General features: G+C 69.3%; 20 protein-coding genes. 13 read left to right on the top strand and 7 right to left on the bottom strand.

Translation table 11 applies throughout. From position 1 onward, the window contains the following. Positions 1-31: 31 nt before the first annotated feature. From HRJ34_RS16985 to gluQRS, 3 genes are read right to left on the bottom strand one after another with little or no spacing between them, the layout of a single operon-like run. On the bottom strand, positions 32-601 hold the full coding sequence (locus tag HRJ34_RS16985) for a cob(I)yrinic acid a,c-diamide adenosyltransferase (RefSeq protein ID WP_016744150.1): 570 nt from the start codon (positions 599-601) through the stop codon (positions 32-34). 13 nt (positions 602-614) lie between these two features. Next, positions 615-845: a twin transmembrane helix small protein gene (locus tag HRJ34_RS16980; RefSeq protein ID WP_012049304.1), complete on the bottom strand. Its 231-nt coding sequence runs from the start codon at positions 843-845 to the stop codon at positions 615-617. Positions 846-901: 56 nt separating this feature from the next. Continuing rightward, entirely contained in the window at positions 902-1,756 is an 855-nt protein-coding gene (gene gluQRS / locus HRJ34_RS16975; protein WP_208631897.1) for a tRNA glutamyl-Q(34) synthetase GluQRS, read from the bottom strand. A gap of 176 nt (positions 1,757-1,932) precedes the next feature. Here gluQRS and HRJ34_RS16970 point away from each other — a divergent pair, with 176 nt between their 5' ends. Both HRJ34_RS16970 and HRJ34_RS16965 read left to right on the top strand, forming a co-directional pair. Next, positions 1,933-2,499: an HNH endonuclease gene (locus tag HRJ34_RS16970; protein ID WP_012049306.1), complete on the top strand. Its 567-nt coding sequence runs from the start codon at positions 1,933-1,935 to the stop codon at positions 2,497-2,499. Between the two features lie 107 nt (positions 2,500-2,606). After that, positions 2,607-3,050 (top strand): PilZ domain-containing protein, encoded by a 444-nt coding sequence (locus tag HRJ34_RS16965; protein ID WP_012049307.1) that lies wholly within the window; start codon positions 2,607-2,609, stop codon positions 3,048-3,050. A gap of 2 nt (positions 3,051-3,052) precedes the next feature. Here the strand turns inward: HRJ34_RS16965 and HRJ34_RS16960 are convergent, their stop codons facing one another. Together HRJ34_RS16960 and HRJ34_RS16955 are read right to left on the bottom strand one after the other, a co-directional pair. Further along, the gene (locus tag HRJ34_RS16960; protein WP_012049308.1) at positions 3,053-4,195 is read right to left on the bottom strand and encodes a M14 family metallopeptidase; all 1,143 of its coding nucleotides are present in this window, start codon (positions 4,193-4,195) and stop codon (positions 3,053-3,055) included. Further along, positions 4,192-4,815, bottom strand: coding sequence for a DUF4136 domain-containing protein (locus HRJ34_RS16955; RefSeq protein ID WP_226948826.1), 624 nt, complete (start codon positions 4,813-4,815; stop codon positions 4,192-4,194). The genes HRJ34_RS16960 and HRJ34_RS16955 overlap by 4 nt, the downstream gene beginning before the upstream one ends. 287 nt (positions 4,816-5,102) lie before the next feature. Here HRJ34_RS16955 and ykgO point away from each other — a divergent pair, with 287 nt between their 5' ends. The 3 genes from ykgO (at position 5,103) to HRJ34_RS16940 (ending at position 6,693) form a co-directional block, all read left to right on the top strand. Continuing rightward, on the top strand, positions 5,103-5,228 hold the full coding sequence (gene ykgO, locus HRJ34_RS16950) for a type B 50S ribosomal protein L36 (RefSeq protein ID WP_003046794.1): 126 nt from the start codon (positions 5,103-5,105) through the stop codon (positions 5,226-5,228). Then, positions 5,228-5,866, top strand: a complete 639-nt coding sequence (locus tag HRJ34_RS16945; protein WP_404947174.1) for an HAD family hydrolase — start codon at positions 5,228-5,230, stop codon at positions 5,864-5,866. Before ykgO ends, HRJ34_RS16945 begins: the two co-directional genes overlap by 1 nt. A gap of 458 nt (positions 5,867-6,324) precedes the next feature. Beyond that, positions 6,325-6,693 (top strand): hypothetical protein, encoded by a 369-nt coding sequence (locus HRJ34_RS16940; protein WP_012049312.1) that lies wholly within the window; start codon positions 6,325-6,327, stop codon positions 6,691-6,693. 131 nt (positions 6,694-6,824) lie between these two features. On the opposite strand, the gene HRJ34_RS16935 is transcribed toward HRJ34_RS16940, so the two are convergent. After that, a complete protein-coding gene (locus tag HRJ34_RS16935) occupies positions 6,825-8,426 on the bottom strand; it encodes a S10 family peptidase (protein ID WP_226948825.1) in 1,602 nt (533 codons plus the stop codon). Between the two features lie 156 nt (positions 8,427-8,582). On the opposite strand from HRJ34_RS16935, the gene HRJ34_RS16930 reads away from it, so the two are divergent. Beyond that, complete coding sequence (locus HRJ34_RS16930) at positions 8,583-10,148, top strand: amidase (protein ID WP_208631893.1); 1,566 nt, start codon at positions 8,583-8,585, stop codon at positions 10,146-10,148. 151 nt (positions 10,149-10,299) lie between these two features. Here HRJ34_RS16930 and pyk read toward each other — a convergent pair whose 3' ends face one another. After that, complete coding sequence (gene pyk, locus HRJ34_RS16925; protein ID WP_012049315.1) at positions 10,300-11,757, bottom strand: pyruvate kinase; 1,458 nt, start codon at positions 11,755-11,757, stop codon at positions 10,300-10,302. A 192-nt stretch (positions 11,758-11,949) separates the two neighbouring features. Between pyk and HRJ34_RS16920 the strand changes: the two genes are divergently transcribed. From HRJ34_RS16920 to HRJ34_RS16890, 7 genes are all read left to right on the top strand, one after another. Next, positions 11,950-12,213 carry a DUF2312 domain-containing protein gene (locus HRJ34_RS16920; RefSeq protein WP_012049316.1) on the top strand — a complete coding sequence of 88 codons (264 nt, stop codon included), beginning with the start codon at positions 11,950-11,952 and terminating at the stop codon, positions 12,211-12,213. A 212-nt stretch (positions 12,214-12,425) separates the two neighbouring features. Beyond that, positions 12,426-13,283: a 3-methyl-2-oxobutanoate hydroxymethyltransferase gene (gene panB, locus HRJ34_RS16915; RefSeq protein ID WP_012049317.1), complete on the top strand. Its 858-nt coding sequence runs from the start codon at positions 12,426-12,428 to the stop codon at positions 13,281-13,283. Positions 13,284-13,374: 91 nt separating this feature from the next. Beyond that, on the top strand, positions 13,375-14,082 hold the full coding sequence (locus HRJ34_RS16910) for a tetratricopeptide repeat protein (protein ID WP_016744142.1): 708 nt from the start codon (positions 13,375-13,377) through the stop codon (positions 14,080-14,082). Between the two features lie 4 nt (positions 14,083-14,086). Beyond that, positions 14,087-15,421: a PQQ-like beta-propeller repeat protein gene (locus HRJ34_RS16905; protein WP_012049319.1), complete on the top strand. Its 1,335-nt coding sequence runs from the start codon at positions 14,087-14,089 to the stop codon at positions 15,419-15,421. Between the two features lie 221 nt (positions 15,422-15,642). Next, positions 15,643-17,007, top strand: a complete 1,365-nt coding sequence (gene der, locus HRJ34_RS16900) for a ribosome biogenesis GTPase Der (RefSeq protein WP_012049320.1) — start codon at positions 15,643-15,645, stop codon at positions 17,005-17,007. After that, entirely contained in the window at positions 17,007-17,225 is a 219-nt protein-coding gene (locus tag HRJ34_RS16895) for a sulfurtransferase TusA family protein (RefSeq protein WP_016744140.1), read from the top strand. The genes der and HRJ34_RS16895 overlap by 1 nt, the downstream gene beginning before the upstream one ends. 160 nt (positions 17,226-17,385) lie before the next feature. After that, positions 17,386-17,811 carry an Hpt domain-containing protein gene (locus tag HRJ34_RS16890; RefSeq protein WP_012049321.1) on the top strand — a complete coding sequence of 142 codons (426 nt, stop codon included), beginning with the start codon at positions 17,386-17,388 and terminating at the stop codon, positions 17,809-17,811. Positions 17,812-17,829 lie beyond the last annotated feature (18 nt).

Raw genomic sequence — 17,829 nt, 5'->3', positions numbered from 1 at the left:
GCTTTCGCCGGAATGACGAACCCGAAGCGCGTCAGCGCGTCGCGCCCGGCTTCCACAATATGTCCCCCGCGCCGGCCCGGTTGAGCCAGCGGGCGAGCACGAACAGATGGTCGGACAGCCGGTTGATATAGGCGAGCCCGGTCGGGTTGAGCCCGACATCGGCGTCGGCCGTCACCGCCGACCGCTCGGCCCGGCGGCAGATCGCGCGGGCGAGGTGGATCGCCGCCGCGCCCGGATCGCCGCCCGGCAGGATGAAGCTGCGCAGCGATTCGAGATCGGCGTTCATCGCGTCGATCTCCGCCTCCAGCCGCTCGACCTGCGAGGGGACGATGCGCAGGCTCATCTCCGACGGCGCATAGTCGGGGCCCGGGGTCGCGAAGTCGGCGCCCAGGTCGAACAGCTCGTTCTGGATGCGGCCGAGCTGCGCGCGCGTCGCCTCCGGCAGGTCATGGGTCAGCGCGACGCCGATCGCCGAGTTGAGCTCGTCGACATCGCCGATCGCGGCCATGCGCGGCGCGCTCTTGGGCAGGCGCGACCCGTCGACCAGCCCGGTCTCGCCCCGGTCGCCGGTGCGCGTGTAGATCTTCGTCAGCCGGACCATCGATGACGCTCGCTTATTGGCGGCTCATGATCAGCAGCAGGATGACGAGGATCACCGCCAGCGCCTGGAAGGCGATGCGCATCCGCATCATCCGGTTCTGCTTGAGTCCCGACTGGTTCATGCTGCCCGCCTTCAGGTCGGCCTCGGTCGTCCTGAGGAAGGCGATGATCCCGCGCACCAGCGCCACGACGGTCGCGACCATCGCGGCGAGGATCAGGATGAAGAAGAAGGTGTTTCCGCTCATGCGAGGGGTTTAGCGCGCGACGGCCTTCATGTCTCCCTCCCTTGCAAGGGAGGGGCTTATTGTTTTGCTCTTGCCCGCAACCGCTCCGCCAACGCTCCTGCATCCACCCCCGCCTCCCGCATCGACGCCAGCGTCGGCGATCCGGCGCGCTTGGCGAGACGCTCGCCCTTCTCGTCGGTCAGCAGCGGGTGGTGGTGGTAGCGCGGCGCCGGCAGGCCGAGCAGCGCCTGGAGGAGCCGGTGGACATGGGTCGCGGCGAACAGGTCCTGGCCGCGCACCACGTCGGTCACGCCCTGCGCCGCGTCGTCGACGGTGACGGCGAGGTGGTAGCTGGTCGGCGCATCCTTGCGGGCGAGGACGACGTCGCCATGCACCTCGGGCGTCGCGGCGATCTCGCCCGCGCCGCTGTCGTGCCAGGCCAGCGGACCGGCGCGCGCGGCGGCCCGGGCAATGTCGAGCCGCCAGGCATGGGCCTCGCCCGCCGCGATCCGGGCGGCGCGTTCGTCCTCGCCCAGCTCGCGGCAGAGGCCCGGATAGAGCGGGCCGTCGGGACCGTGCGGGGCGGCGGCGCTCGCGGCGATCTCGGCGGCTATGCGGGCGCGGGTGCAGAAGCAGGGATAGACGAGCCCCATCGCCTTCAGCCGGTCGAGCGCTTCGGCATAGAGCGGCAGCCGTTCCGACTGGAAGACGACCTCCCCGTCCCAGCCGAGGCCGAGCCAGCGCAGGTCCTCCAGGATTCCCGCGACATGCTCGGGCCGACAGCGGGTCGGGTCGATGTCCTCGATCCGCAGCAGGAAGCGTCCGCCCTTCGCCCGCGCCAGGTCGTGCGCGCACAGCGCGGAGAAGGCGTGGCCGAGATGGAGGCCCCCGGTGGGGCTCGGTGCGAATCGGGAAATCGACAGGGCGTTCATTCGGACTCTTGACGGGGAGTCAACGGAAATGCTGTCATGCCCATGTCACGCTTTCCGGCGAAAGGGTGGCCACAGAGGGCGCGGCCGGTTCGGCCATAGGCGTTCCGGTGTGCGAACGGAAGGTCGAGGGCGAAGCCGGATGGGTCCTCCATCCTGCGGGAGGCCTTGGTTCGACCATGTACCACTCCGATCTCATGCGGCATCCGGACAGTTGCCCGGCGCTGGTGCTCAACGCGGACTATACGCCGTTGAGCTATTACCCCCTTTCGTTGTGGAACTGGCAAACCGCCATCAAGGCGGTTTTTTTGGAACGTGTCGACATCGTCTCGCACTATGAGCGCGAGGTGCGCAGCCCGACCTTCGCGATGAAGCTGCCTTCGGTCATCGCGCTGCGCCAATATGTGAAGCAGTCGGAGAACCCGGCCTTCACCCGCTTCAACCTGTTCCTGCGCGACCGCTTCTCCTGCCAATATTGCGGGTCGCTGTCCGATCTCACCTTCGACCATGTCATCCCGCGCGCGCAGGGCGGCCGGACGACGTGGGAGAATGTCTCCACCGCCTGCGCGCCGTGCAACCTGCGCAAGGGCGGCCGTACCCCGCGCGAGGCGGGGATGCGCCTGTTCGAGACGCCGCGCCGCCCGACCAGCTGGGAATTGCAGGAGAACGGCCGCAGCTTCCCGCCGCATTATCTGCACCAGAGCTGGCGCGACTGGCTCTACTGGGATGTCGAGCTGGAGGCCTGACCGGCCGCTCGTCACGAATCCGGAATAATCGCGCTATCCCGTTGCTCCTGGCGCCGGTGCCGCGTAATCGGGCCTTGGGGTTGGGTGCTTTGCGGGGGAAAAGGCCAATGTATTCGTCCGAGGTGCAGGTCCGCGACGGCAACAACCGCCGCGCCATGCCGCGCGGGGCGGCGGCCTTCGACACCCGCTACGGCGTGCCGGCGGCGGCGACCCGCTCGCCCTGCCGGATCATCGACATCTCGACCAGCGGCGCCCGCCTTCGCCTCTACCAGCAGCTCCCGCCGGAAACCTCGATCCGCCTGTCGCTGCCCGGCAAGGGGCTGGTCGACGCGCATATCGTCTGGGCCGACGGGCGCGAGGCCGGCTGCCGCTTCGACCGGCCGCTCGACGACGACACGGTGACGGTGCTGCGCGCCAGCGCGACCGAGCGCGGCGCGGCGCGCTCCGAGCAGCCCGATGCCCCGTCCTGGCGAAAGCCGGGGTCGCTCTTCTCCTGGTTCTTCGTGCTCGACGCCTGGCCGGTCGGGAAGCCCCGACTCTCGGCGGGATAAGCTCAGCGCTTCGCCGGCAGCGCGTCCAATATCTCGTGCAGCGCGCCGAGGCATTCGGCGCCGAGCCGCTTCGACCGTTCGGGCGACCAGCCATGTTCGGCGTCGGGCAGGTCGGCATTGTCCTTGAACGGCATCTCCAGCGTCGTCGCGACGCAGCCGAAGCGGTTGGCGAGCTGGTTGGTCGACATCGACAGGTTCGCCTTGCCCTTCGCCGCCACCGGATAGCCGCGCCGCGTCTGGAAATCGGGGCAGCGCCGCGCCAGCGTGTCGCGGAACAGGTGGTAGAGCCGGCCCTGCTCCTCGGTCCAGGCGGGGATGCCCTCGAACCCGGCGATGAAGACGTGCGGGATCGCCTCGTCGCCATGGACGTCCATCGCGAAGTCGACCCCGGTCCGGTCCATCCGGGCGAGGACGTGCAGCACCTCGGGGCTCCGCTCCGCCGTCGGCTCGTGCCATTCGCGGTTCAGGTTCACCCCTGCGGCGTTGGTGCGGAGATGGCCGCGCCGGGACCCGTCCGGGTTCATGTTCGGCACGATGTGGAAGGTCGCCCGCCGGCGCAGGCTGCGCGCCACCGCATCGTGCGGATCGGTCAGCCGCTCGAGCGCGCCTTCCATCCACCATTCGGCCATGCTCTCGCCGGGATGCTGGCGGGCATAGAGCCAGACCGTCTTCGGCCCCTCGCCGATCGTCAGCAGGTCGATGTCCTGCCCGTCGAGCGTCGCGCCCAGTCGTTCATGGACGACGCCCGGCGCGCCGGCGATGCGGGCGACCAGGTCATGGTGCCGCTCCATCGAATAGGGCGCGAAATAGGCGAGCCAGACGCTGTCGGCGTCGGGGGTCACGCGGATCGTCAGCGCGCCGTCGGCATAGTCGGTCGGCACCCGCCGCCAGACCTGCCGGTCGGCGGAGCAGCAGGCCTGATACTCCTTCCACCCGTCGGGATAGGCGGCGGCGCCGGCATTGCCGATGCGCAGCGTGACCGGCACCCCCTTCGCGCCGCTCAGGCGGAAATGGAACCATTGGTAGAAGTCCGACTGGTGGTCCTTGACGATGGCGAGGTCGAAGGTCGTGCCGTCGCGGCCGGTGACGGCGATGTTGCCGCTGTCGAAGCCGCTGGAGATGCTGATGCTGTCGGGATGGCTCATTTCACCGTGATAGTCTCGCCCGACCGGCCGGGGAAGTCCCTGAACAGCGCCGCCGCGAGCCGCGCGACGGTCGCTTCGGCATTGGCCTGGGGGGTGCCATCGCGCGCCACCGATTCGGCGCGGCCTTCCCAGATCACGGTGCCCTCGGACCGGCGCTTGAGCTGGATCGAGAGCTGGGTCTGCACGTCCATCCGCTCCTTGGGCTTGCCGATCGGGAAGCTCACCGCCCCGCCGACCCCGACGCTGGTGCCGCCGTGCCAGCCGCCGCCGCTGCCGCCGCCGAGGCCGATCGACAGCGACGATCCGCGCGCCTGCCCGGTCGGGCGCCAGCTCCGCCGCACCTCGGTGACGGCGACCAGCTCGGACTTGGTCAGGTCGGGCGCGATGCGGAAGCCGAGCCGGTCGAGCTCGGTGCGGACGATGCGGGCATAGGCCTGGAACTCCAGGTCCTTCGACAGGGTCGGGTCGCGCGGCTCGACCGTCACCTCGCCCTTGGCGATCGGCTGGCCCAGGTGGAAGCGGGTGACCCGCGTCTCCGGCATCTGCGCCGCGCACCCCGCCAGCGCCAGCGCGGTACCGATCAACAGGGCCTTGGACAGCAGGGCGTGCGGCATGTTCATATCATCCTCCCGGGCGATGCTCCGCATCGAAACGCGGGAGCAACGATATGGCTGCAATGATTTTGATGGATAGTAAATGAATGAAGTAGGGAGAAACCCGTCGCCCCTGCGCAGGCAGGGGCCCATGTCTGTCTTCCCTCGGGATGCCATCTGGCTGGTGAGAGACATGGACCCCTGCCTGCGCAGGGGCGACGGGAAGGTTTGAATCGCTTGACTCCTTGGGCTCCAGCCCATAGGGGAGCGCCTCGTTTTTCCACATATCAGCTTAGAAAGCAGGCGCAGACGCCATGAAGATCCGCAACTCTCTCAAGTCGCTCAAGGACCGGCATCGGGACAACCGCGTGATCCGTCGTCGTGGCCGCACCTATGTGATCAACAAGACCAACCGCCGCTTCAAGGCGCGCCAGGGCTGATCACGCCGCTTTCGGGCGGGCGCCGCACACGCGCCGTCATCTTCGATGTCGGCAATGTGCTCTACGACTGGAATCTCCGGCAGTTCTTCGAAAAGCTCGTGCCCGCGCACGAGCTCGAACTGTTTCTGCGCGACGTCGTCAATCTCGACTGGCACGGCCAGCACGACGCCGGCCGCCCCTTTGCCGAGACGAGCGCCGAGCTGATCGCGGACTGGCCGTGCTTCGCCGACGCCATCGCCGCCTTCGGCCCGCGCTTCGCCGAGACCGTCACCGGCCTGCTGTCGGGCATGGAGGCGATCGTCCGCGACCTGCACGCGCAGGACGTGCCGCTGTTCGCGATCACCAATTTCAGCCATGAATTCTGGCCGCCCTTCCGCGCGCGCGAAGCGGCGATCTTCGACCTGTTCGCCGATATCCTCGTCTCGGGCGAGGTGCGGCTGGTGAAGCCCGATCCGGCGATCTACGCGATGGCGCTCGATCGCTTCGGGATCGATCCGGCGGAAGCGATCTTCATCGACGACCGCGCCGACAATGTCGCGGCGGCCGAGGCGCTGGGCATCGCCGGCCATCTGTTCGCCGGGGCCGGGCCGCTGCGCGCCGAGCTCGAAGGACTGGATTTGCTCGCGCCGGCGGCGTGAATCCGCCTTTGACCGGAATCAAAGCCGATTCGCGCGGCCCTCGGCACAGTGGCTCCGACAGACACGGAGATCACATCATGCTCGGTTTCATCGGCGACTATTATCCGATCCTGGCCATCGCGGCGGCGGCGCTGTTCATCGGGGTGGTCGGTTTCGTGAGCATCGAGGACATGCTGCGCCGCGGCTGACGGGTTTCGGCTGAGCCGAAAGCGGCGGCGTTCCGATCCCCTCCTCCTGGGCGCTGCCGTAGTTTCACCGCTCCTCCGCCCGATCCCCGTGCCGACATGCGGGGACCGGGTGGGGGAGCGGGTTTTTCGTCCGTTTCCATCGCATCGCGGCTTGGTTAACCTCGGGGCTCGGCCGCGGCCGAATCGGGATGTCCACGCGAACGCGCGCCTCCCGATCGCCGCGCCGGGCGCGGACGGCTTCGTCGCGCGAACCTTGTAGGAGTGTTCGTGATGGGTATGCTCGAAGAATTGGCGGAACAGGCCGGCGGCCTCGATTTCGGCGCGATCGGCGAAAAGCTGGGCCTCTCGGCCGATCAGGTCCAGGCGGCGGCGAGCCAGCTCCTGCCCCATATCGCCGACCCGAACACCGACAATGACCAGGCGACCCAGGCGGTCGCCGCGCAGACCGGGATCGACTTCTCGCAGCTCAGCGCGCTGCTGCCCGCCCTGCTCGCGGCGGCGGGCTCGAAGGGCGGCGATGCCGGCGGGCTGCTGGGCAACCTGATGAGCAGCCTCGGCGGCGGAACCGCGGCCGGCAATGGCGGCGACGGCGGCGGCCTGCTCGGCGCGCTCGGCGGTCTCCTCAACAGCAAGAGCTGAACGCTTTCCCGCGTCCCGGGCGGCGTCGCCGTCCGGGCGCGGCTTCGTTCCGTTACTTCGCGGCGCTAGAGCCTGATCGTCTGAGATGGAAGCGCTTCGCGCTTCCATCGATGGCGTGAATCAGGCTCTATTCAAGGTCTATTGTCGGTCCGGCGGATGAAGTCGGCGACATTGTCGTGCAGCGCCTTCAGCGACGGCCGGTGCAGATAGACCATGTGGCCGGACGGATAATAGCGATACTCGATATTGCCGGTCAGCGCGGCCGGGACCGGCAGGTGCCGCAGCTCGTAGCGTCCCGCGAAATAGGGCGTCGACACGTCGAAATAGCCGCCGTTGACCATCACCTTCATCGTCGGGTTGCGCTTCATCGCCACCGCCAGGTCGGGCAGGACGTTGGGCAGCGCGATCAGCGGCTTGTCGGCGCCCGGCGGCTGGTGCCGGTAGTCCCAGCTGCCATAGACGTCGAGGCTGGTCTGGTAGTGTCGCCCCTCGCCATAGCGCAGCGTGCCGCGCACATAGTCGTTGAACGCGCCGGCATAGGCCGCGCCGATCGCCGACCCTTGCGGGTCATAGCCGGCGACCTTGCTCAGCGGGTCGATCGTCCAGCCGGTGAAGCGGGTGTCGAGCGTGCCGGTGGTCAGGTCGCGGTCCAGCAGCAGCTCCTTCTGCAGCGCGCCATATTCGATCCGCAGGTTGCTCCGCAGCAGATAGGCGACCGGCAGTCCGGTATAGCCCGACAGCTTCTCCGCGATCGCCTGCCGCTCGGCCGCCGGCAGCGCGTTGCCCTGCATCAGCGCCAATGCATAGTCGGTGGTGGCGAAGCGCTCGACCTCGGCCAGGAAGCTTTCGAGGTCGTCGGGCCGGTTGGCGACGCGACGGTGATACCAGGCGGTCGCCGCATAGGTCGGCAGCGAGACGACATAGGGCAGGTCGACCCCCGGATTGAGCTGCGGATCGTCGGGGATCAGGTCCCAGTTCAATATGTCCGACAGCAGGATCACGCCGTTCAGGTCGACATCCTCGTCCTGCAGCGCCCTGGCGAGGCCGGCGGCGCGCATCGTGCCATAGCTTTCGCCGAACAGATATTTGGGCGACGCCCAGCGGCCGTGCTTCGACAGGAACTGGACGATGAAGCGGGCGAAGGCGTGGATGTCCTGGTCGACGCCGTAGAAGGCCTTGTCCTTGTCCTTCCCCGCGACCCGGCTGAAGCCGGTGCCGGGGGCGTCGATGAAGACGAGGTCCGACGCGTCGAGCAGCGCCATGTCGTTGGCGACGACGCGATAAGGCGCCGCCGACGCCTGGCCCGCGTCGCCGGTCTCGACCCGCACCGGGCCGAACGCGCCCATGTGCAGCCAGATGCTCGACGATCCCGGCCCGCCGTTGAACAGGAAGGTGATCGGCCGTCCGGCTGCGGGGGCGCCGGTCCTGAAATAGGCGACGTAGAACATCGACGCCTCGGCCTGCTCCTTCGCGGCCTTGCGGCCGTCCTCGTCGCGCGGGGGGACGTCGTCCCAGCCCTTGGGATGGACGACCAGCGTCCCCGCCACCGCCTGATAGGGGATGCGCACGCCGCCGACGGCGACCGATCCGGTCGATCGCACCTCGTCGGGCTGGAAGCGCGCGGGCGCGGCGGACGCCGCCGCGTCCTTCTCCTCGGGCGTCTCGGCGGAAAGGGCGGCGGGCAGGGCGGTCGTCGCCAGCGCGGCGAGGGCGGCGATCAGGGCAAGGCGCATGGATACCTCATGGGCGCGGAAAACCAGTCCCGATCCATCCGGGATCGATCGCCGGCCGTCAATTCCCCTCCGGTCGCCGTCGCCGGAACGGCTGGACAGCGCCGCGCATCTGATCGAAGACGGCCGGGTTTCGACCATGATCCCAGGACCCTGCCGATGACCCGCGATTCGAGCGCGACGACCGACTTCTCCCGGCGCGATGCGCTGCTCGCCGGGGTCGCGTCGGCGACGATGCTGGCGGGGGCCGGGGCGGCCGAGGCGCGCGTCGCCGGCCGCCGCGCCGCGCCGCCGCCCGAGATCGTCACCTGGACGGCGGCCGACCTCGCCGCGCGCATCCGCAGCCGCGCGGTGTCGTGCCGGGAGGTGATGGCGGCGCATCTCGACTGGATCGACCGCGCCAATCCGGCGCTGAACGCGATCGTCTCGCGGGTCGAGCGGCCCGCGCTGCTCGCCGCCGCCGACGAAGCGGACCGCGAGATCGCCGCCGGGCGCCATCGCGGCTGGATGCACGGCCTGCCCCACGCGGTGAAGGACCTTGCCGCGACGCGCGGCATCCGCACCACCATGGGATCGCCGATCTTCGCCGACAATGTGCCCAAGGCCGACGAGATCTTCGTCGAGCGGCTGCGCGCGGCGGGCGCGATCCTGATCGGCAAGACCAACGTCCCCGAGTTCGGCCTCGGCTCGCAGAGCTACAACCCCGTCTTCGGCGTCACCCGCAACGCCTATGACCCGTCGCGCACCGCCGGCGGCAGCAGCGGCGGCGCGGCGGCGGCGCTGGCGGCGCGCATGGTGCCGGTCGCCGACGGCAGCGACTTCGCCGGATCGCTGCGCAACCCGGCCGGCTGGAACAATATCTTCGGCTTCCGCCCCTCGGCCGGCCGCGTCCCCCACGGCCCGACCAACGAACTGTTCGTCCAGAATATCGGCTATGAGGGGCCGATGGCGCGCACGGTCGGCGATCTCGCGCTGCTGCTCTCGGTGATGGCCGGCTACGACGCGCGCACGCCGCTGTCGCTCGACGGCGACCCGGCGGTCTTCGCGGGCCCGCTCGACCGCGACATGAAGGGCGTCCGCATCGGCTGGCTCGGCGATCTCGGCGGCGTGCCGATGGCGCCCGGCATGCTCGACCTCTGCCTGTCGGGGCTGCGGCGGCTGGAGGCGGCGGGCTGCGTGATCGAACCGGTCTCGCTCGGCATCGACCATGACACGCTGTGGAAGGCCTTCGTCCAGCTCCGCCAGGGCTTCCTCGCCGGCGGCCTCGGCCCGCTCTACGCCGATCCCGCCAGGCGCAAGCTGCTCAAGCCCGAGGCGGTGTGGGAGATCGAGAATGGCATGAAGCTGTCGGCGGTCGATCTCTACAACGCCTCGGTCGTCCGCTCGCGCGTCTACGAGGCCTATCGCAAGGCCTTCGAGCGCCACGACTTCCTCGCCCTGCCGAGCGCGCAGCTCTTCCCCTTCGACGCGGACCTCCACTGGCCGAAGGAGATCGCGGGGGTGGCGATGGACAGCTACCACCGCTGGATGGAGATCGTCGCCGGGCCGAGCCTGACCGGCTGCCCGGCGCTGTGCGTCCCCGCCGGCTTCGGCCCCGAGGGGCTGCCGAGCGGTATCCAGCTCGTCGGCCCGAACCGCCAGGACCTCGCCGTCCTCCAGCTCGGCCGCGCCTATGAGCAGGTCGCGGGGGATATATTGGCAAGGAAGCCAGCGCTGCTGGGCTGAGACTGCTCCAGTTCCGCGAAGAGCTGCCAACTTCTACATAGTCATCCCGGCGAAAGCCGGGATCTCACTTCTCTTCGCTCCCCGTCCTGCAAGCATGGAAAGGCAGGAAGATCCCGGCTTTCGCCGGGATGACGGTGGTTAAGGCGATGCCCTACCCGCCATAGCCCTTCAGCTCCTCGCCGGTCAGCCGGACGACGTGGAGCATGTTGGTCGACCCCGGCGTGCCGAACGGGACGCCCGCGACCACGACGATGCGGTCGCCGGCATTGGCCAGCTTGTGGCGCAGCGCCATGCGCTTGGCCTTGGCGACCATCTCCTCGAAGCTGGCGACGTCGCGGGTGCGGACCGAATGGCTGCCCCACAGCAGGCCCATGCGCCGCGCGGTGGCGAGCTTCGGCGTCAGCACCAGCAGCGGCACCGAGGGGCGCTCGCGGGCGATGCGCCGCGCGGTCGATCCCGACAGGGTGAAGCAGATGATCAGGCTCGCCGAGACGGTCGCGGCGATCTGCGCGGCGGCCTCGGCCAGCGCGTCGGCGGTGGTCGCGTCGGGATGCGTCTGGGTGAAGTGCAGCCGCGCGGCATAGCCGGGGTCGCTTTCGACCGAGCGGGCGATCGCGTCCATCATCGCGACCGCCTCCTCGGGCCATTGGCCGCTCGCCGATTCGGCCGACAGCATCACCGCGTCGGCGCCGTCGTAGATCGCGGTCGCGACGTCGGACACCTCGGCGCGGGTCGGGGTCGGCGCCTGGATCATCGATTCGAGCATCTGGGTCGCGACCACCACCGGCCGGCCCATCCGCCGCGCGGTCTCGACGATGCGCTTCTGCATCGGCGGCACCCGCTCGGGCGGCAGCTCGACGCCCAGGTCGCCGCGCGCGACCATCACCGCGTCGGCGATCTCCAATATCTCGTCGAGCCGCTCGACCGCCGCCGGCTTCTCGATCTTGGCGAGCAGCGCCGCCTTGCCGCCGATCAGCCGCCGCGCCTCGGCGACGTCCTCGGGCCGCTGGACGAAGCTCAGCGCGATCCAGTCGGCGCCATGGTCGCAGGCGAAGGTCAGGTCGCGGCGGTCCTTCTCGGTCAGCGCCGCCATCGGCACGATCACGTCGGGGACGTTGAGCCCCTTGCTGTTCGACAGCGCGCCGCCGACCTCGACCATCGTCTCGATCCGGTCGGGGTGGACGGCGCGGACGCGCAGCACCAGCTTGCCGTCGTCGAGCAGCAGCCGGGTGCCCGGCTCGAGCGCCTCGAAGATCTCGCGATGGGGAAGCTGGACGCGGTGCAGGTCGCCCGGCGCCGGGTCGCGGTCGAGGGTGAAGGCCTGGCCGGTCGCGAGCTGGACCGAGCCGTCGGCGAACTTGCCGACGCGGAGCTTCGGGCCCTGCAGGTCGAACAGGATCGTCGTCGCGCGGCCGAACTCCTTCTCCATGGCGCGGATCGCCTGGATCAGCGGGACTTTGTCCTCGTGGGCGCCGTGGCTCATGTTGATGCGGAAGGCGTCGGCGCCGGCGCGGAACAGCTTCGCGATCATCTCGGGCGAACTGCTCGCGGGGCCGAGCGTGGCGAGCACGCGCACCTTGCGCTGGCGGGGGGGAATCTGGATGTCCACGGGCGCTCCTCTGTGCGGAGCGCTTCGGGATAGAATCTGCCGCCGATATGGCAACCCCCTCCGTCGCCGTCCCGTCATGGTTCGTCGCATCGGAGCGCTTCGCCGATTCCCCGTTGCCGATTCCCCGTTGAGCGCCCGCACGGCTCGCTCTACAGCCTGCGCCTTTCACGCATATCGAGGGACTCGCGAATCATGGCCGAAGCCGACACGACCGAAGACAAGGGCAGCATCGCGGCGCAGGAGCTGCGCCTGTTCGTCGAACGGGTCGAACGGCTCGAGGAAGAGAAGAAGGGCATCGCCGACGACATCAAGGACGTCATGTCGGAGATGAAGGGCCGCGGCTACGACACCAAGATCGTCCGCAAGCTGATCTCGATCCGCAAGAAGAAGAAGGGCGAGCATGAGGAAGAGGCGATGATCCTCGAAACCTACATGGCTGCTCTTGGTATGATTTAGCCCTCAGACGCCGGGCGCCGGGCATCCGCCCGGCTTGGCTTCCTCGCATAAGCTCGGGCGCGCGTTCGCGCTTGCGGGACATATACATGTCCCGACGCAGAGCTTATCGTCGGAGCCTGTGAGGGCTCCGCAAGCGCGAACGCGCGCCCGAGCTTATGCGAGGATAGCCAAGGTCACGGATGTGACCGCCGGCGCTTGAGGGCCAATCAACAATGTCCACCTTCCAGATCGACACCGCCACCAGCCGCGCCAATCCGACGCCGGCGCCGATGAAGCGGCTCACCGTCCCCGCGATCCGCGCCGCCAAGGGCAAGACGCCGGTGGTGGTGCTCACCGCCTACACGATCCGGATGGCGCAGATCCTCGATCCGCATTGCGACATGCTGCTGGTCGGCGACAGCCTGGGCCAGGTGCTCTACGGCCTGCCGTCGAGCGTGCCGGTCAGCCTCGACATGATGATCGCGCACGGCGCGGCGGTGGTGCGCGGCAGCTATCACAGCCTGGTCGTCGTCGACATGCCGTTCGGCTCCTATGAAGAAAGCCCCGAACAGGCGTTCCGCTCGGCCGCGCGGGTGCTCAAGGAGACTGGCGCCGCGGCGGTCAAGCTCGAGGGCGGGGCGGCGATGGCGGAGACGATCGCCTTCCTGACGGCGCGGGGCATACCGGTGGTCGGCCATGTCGGCCTCACCCCGCAGGCGGTGAACGTGCTCGGCGGCTATGGCGCGCGCGGGCGCGGGCAGGAGGAATATGCCCGGCTGATCGACGACGCCAAGGCGGTCTCCCAGGCCGGGGCCTTCTCGCTGGTGGTCGAGGGCGTGGTCGAGCCGCTGGCGATCGAGATGACCCGCGCGATCGACGTCCCGACGATCGGCATCGGCGGCTCGGTCGAATGCGACGGCCAGGTGCTCGTGATCGACGACATGCTGGGCATGTTCGACCGGGTGCCGCGCTTCGTGAAGAAATATGAGCAGCTCTCCGAGAAGATCGACGCGGCGGTCGCGACCTATGCCGCCGACGTCCGCGAGCGCCGCTTCCCGACCGTCGACCAGACCTATCAGCCGAAGAAGTGAAGGGACGACCGTTCATCCGGCATATCTATTGACTATGGCACCGCGCGCTCACGCTCGCTAAGAGACCCGTTCCTAGTTCCGGAGAAGATGCTTGGCCTCCACGCCGCCCACCGAAGAAGCCTTCCTGCGCGAGGTCGACGACGAGCTGCGCCGCGACCAGCTCCAGAAGATGGTCCGGCATTACGGACGGATCGCGCTGGTCGCGCTCCTCCTTCTCCTGGTCGCCTTCGCCGGCTTCCTCTACTGGCGCCAGGCGTCGGAGAAGAAGGCCGAGGCGCAGGGCGAGCAGATGAGCGCGCTGATCGCCGACGTGCAGGCGAGCCGCAAGACCGAGGCCGCGAAGAAGATCGACACGCTCGTCGCCGAGGGCGGCGACGGCTATCGCATCGCGGCGCTGCTGACCAAGGCGACGCTCGCCGCCGACCGCGGCGACACCAAGAGCGCGATCGGCATCTATGCCGGCATCGCCGCCGACGAGAAGGCCGCGCAGCCCTATCGCGACGTCTCGCTGATCCGGCAGACCCTGCTCGAATATGACGGTCTGACGCCGCAGCAGGTGATCGACCGGCTCAAGCCGCTGGCGGTCGAGGGCAACGCCTTCTTCGGTACCGCGGGGGAGATGACCGCGGTCGCGATGATCCAGGCCAATCGTGGCGCCGAGGCGGGCCGGCTGCTCGCCGCCGTCGCCCGCGACAAGACCGTGCCCGATACGCTGCGGACCCGCGCCGCGCGCCTCGCGACCAGCCTCGGCGTCAATGTCGACGTCGCGCCCGCCGCCGCCCCCGCTGACAAGGATTGATCGGATGACCCGGAAGTTTTTCGCGCTCACGGCGGCGCTGGCGATGACGACGATGCTCGCCGGCTGCGGCATCTTCGGCGGCGGCGAGGGCAAGAAGCCCAAGACCCCGGTGCTGGGCCAGCGCATCCCGATCCTGACCGCCGAGACCGGCGCGGAGGTCGATCCGACGCTGGAGGTGGTGCCGGTCACCGTGCCCGCCGAGCAGGTCAATCCCGAATGGGCCCAGCCGGGCGGCAACGCCACCAAGTCGATGGGCCATGTCGCGCTCGGCCAGCAGCTCGGCGTCGCCTGGGACCGCAAGATCGCCGGATCGACCAAGAAGGCCCGGCTCGCGGCCGGCCCGGTGGTCGGCGGCGGCCGCGTCTATGTGATCGACGTCGATGCCGAGATCCACGCCTATGACCTCAAGACCGGCGCGCCGGCCTGGACCGCCGTGCTGTCCGACAAGGGCGGCAACAAGGCGTCGCTGTTCGGCGGCGGCGTCAGCTACAGCAACGGCAAGGTGTTCGCGACCAACGGCGTCGGCGATGCCGCCGCGTTCGACGCCGGCAACGGCAGCCAGCTCTGGAAGGTGCGCCCGGGCGGCCCGCTGCGCGGCGCCCCGTCGGTCGGGAGCGACGCCGTCTATGTGATGAGCCAGGACAACCAGCTCTTCGCGCTCAAGGAAACCAATGGCGAGCTGATCTGGACCGCGAGCGGCAGCCTCGAGAACGCCGCCGTGTTCGGCGTCGGCGCGCCCGCCATCGGCCAGGGCACCGTCGTCGCCGGCTTCTCGTCGGGCGAGCTGACCGCCTATCGCTACGAGAATGGCCGCGCGGTGTGGCAGGATTCGCTGTCGCGCACCAGCATCACCACCTCGGTCGCCAGCCTCGTCGACATCGACGCCTCGCCGGTGATCGACCAGGGCCGCGTCTATGCCGTCGGCCAGGGCGGCCGCATGGTCGCGATGGACATCCTCACCGGCCAGCGCCTGTGGGAGCTCAACATCGCCGGCATCGAGACGCCGTGGGTCGCGGGCGAATGGCTGTTCCTCGTCACCGACGACGCCAAGCTGCTCTGCATCGCCCGCAACAGCGGCCGCATCCGCTGGCAGACCCAGCTCACCCGCTGGAAGAACGTCAAGAAGAAGAGCAAGCCGATCGGCTGGTCGGGCCCGATCCTCGCCGGCGGCCGCCTGATCCTCACCAACACCGAGGGCCAGGTCGTCAACGTCGCGGTCGACACCGGCAAGGTCGGCTCGATCACCAAGCTCGGCGACACCATCTACGCCGCGCCGGTGGTGGCGGACAACACGCTGCTCGTGCTGACCGACAAGGGAAAGCTGGTAGCGTATAGGTAGGCCCTCAGGCGCCGGGCGCGAGGCATCCGCCTCGCTTGGCTTTCCTCGCATAAGCTCGGGCGGCCGGTCGGCCTTACGGAGCCCTGCGGGCTCCGGTCCCCGCTTCTCCGTCATGCCGGCGGAGGCCGGCATCTCAGGCGGCTCCTGTCCCGACCTCGTCTCTTCGTGCCGGCGTATGAGGGCTAACAAAAACCTCATAATCCCGCTATGGGCCCCCTCCCATGGCACAGCTCCCCACCGTCGCGATCGTCGGCCGGCCCAATGTCGGCAAGTCGACGCTGTTCAACCGTCTCGTCGGCAAGAAGCTGGCGCTGGTCGACGACCGGCCCGGCGTCACGCGCGATCGGCGCGAGGGCGACGCGACCCTGATCGGTCTCGACTTCCGCGTGATCGACACCGCCGGCTTCGAGACCGATGATCCGCAGACGCTGCCCGGCCGGATGCGCGCGCAGACCCAGGCGGCGGTACGCGAGGCCGATGTCGCGCTGTTCATGGTCGACGCGCGGGCGGGCGTGACCCCGCTCGACGAGGAGGTCGCCCTGTGGCTGCGCGGCGAGGACACGCCGGTGGTGCTCGTCGCCAACAAGGCGGAAGGCAAGGCGACCGAAGCCGGCGTGCATGAGGCTTACGGCCTGGGCCTCGGCGATCCGATCCCCTTTTCGGCCGAACATGGCGAGGGCCTGGTCGACCTGTTCGAAGCATTGCGGCCGCATATCGAGCGCGACGAGGATCAGGACGGCGAAGAGGGCGAGGACGAGGATGCGGCCGGCCCGCTCAAGCTGGCGATCGTCGGCCGTCCCAATGCCGGCAAGTCGACCCTGATCAACAAGATCCTCGGCGAGCAGCGAATGATCACCGGTCCCGAAGCGGGGATCACCCGCGATTCGATCGCGATCGACTGGGACTGGCATGCCCCCGACGGCACGGTGCGGCCGATCCGGCTGATCGACACGGCCGGGATGCGCAAGCGCGCCAAGGTGCAGGACAAGCTGGAGAAGCTGTCGGTCGCCGATGGCCTGCGCGCGGTCGACTTCGCCGAGGTCGTGGTGCTGCTGCTCGACGCGACGCTGGGGCTGGAGGCGCAGGACCTGCGCATCGCCGACAAGGTGCTGCAGGAAGGCCGCGCGCTGATCATCGCGCTGAGCAAATGGGACGTCGCCGCCGACCCGCCCGCGCTGTTCCAGGGCGTCCGCACCGCGCTCGACGAGGGGCTGGCGCAGGTCAAGGGCCTGCCGCTGCTCACCGTCTCGGGGGTCAGCGGCCGCGGCGTCGACCAGCTCCTCCAGGCCGCGCACGAGACGCGCGAGGCCTGGTCGCAGCGCGTGTCGACCGCGAAGCTCAACCGCTGGTTCGAGCGCGCGATCGAGGCCAATCCGCCGCCCGCGCCCGGCGGCAAGCGGATCAAGCTGCGCTACCTGACCCAGGCGCGGACCCGGCCGCCCAGCTTCGTGCTGTTCGGCACCCGCGTCGACCAGTTGCCCGAAAGCTATCGCCGCTACCTCGTCAACGGCATCCGCCGCGATCTCGGCTTCGGCTCGGTGCCGGTGCGGCTGACCCTGCGCGCGCCGAAGAATCCGTTCGACTGATGCCGCCGCTCCGGCTCGACGCGCGCGGGATGCGTTGCCCCTGGCCGGTGGTGCGGCTGGCGCGCGCGATCCGCGACGGCGCGGAGGCGGTGCTGATCCTCGCCGACGACCCGATCGCGCCGGGCGAGATCGCGGCGCTGGCGGCGCAGCGGGGATGGTCGGTCGCGCCCGCCGCCGAACCCGCCGCCTGGATCGTCAGCGCGCCGGTCGGCTCCTGAACGCTTCGACCATCGTCTAACGATGGTAGGCGATAAAGCGGCGAATGGTCTTCGCGACTACGGAAAATCGGCTGAAAACAATGCCCTTGCGGTAACCTGACGTTTACGAGCCTGCGCTTATGGTCCCGATATCGGGCAGAGGTGCGAACGGGAACGGAAGATGGGGCAGGGCGGCAACAGCGTGGTGAACTGGACGACGTTCGGCCAGACGCGCTCGCTGATCGGCAATGATTTCGTCAAGATCCTCGGCCATTATCGCGACGATGCCGCCCGATATGTGGTCGCGGTCGAGCAGGCCTACAAGCTGCGCGACGCCGTCTCGATGGTGCGGCCCGCCCATACGCTGAAGGGTGATTCGCTGCAGTTCGGCGGCGAGGCGCTCGGCCGGCTCGCCGAGCATATCGAGCATAGCGCCCGCCGCTGCGTCGAGACGCAGAGCGCCCCCGACAAGCTCGACGCCGAGATCATCCGCCTGCGCCCGTTGCTGATCGAGACGCTCGCCGAATTCGAGCGCGAGCTGACGCGCAGCCAGCCCGTCCCGCTCCGCCGCCCCGCCGCCGCCGGCTTCGGCCGCAAGCAGGGCTGATCGTTCACGCTCCTTGCC

The sequence above is a fragment of the Rhizorhabdus wittichii genome, assembly GCF_017607425.1.
GTDB classification, from domain to species: domain Bacteria; phylum Pseudomonadota; class Alphaproteobacteria; order Sphingomonadales; family Sphingomonadaceae; genus Rhizorhabdus; species Rhizorhabdus wittichii.
Note: the sequence above shows the minus strand (reverse complement) of the source record. Positions and strands in the feature narration are given on the sequence as shown.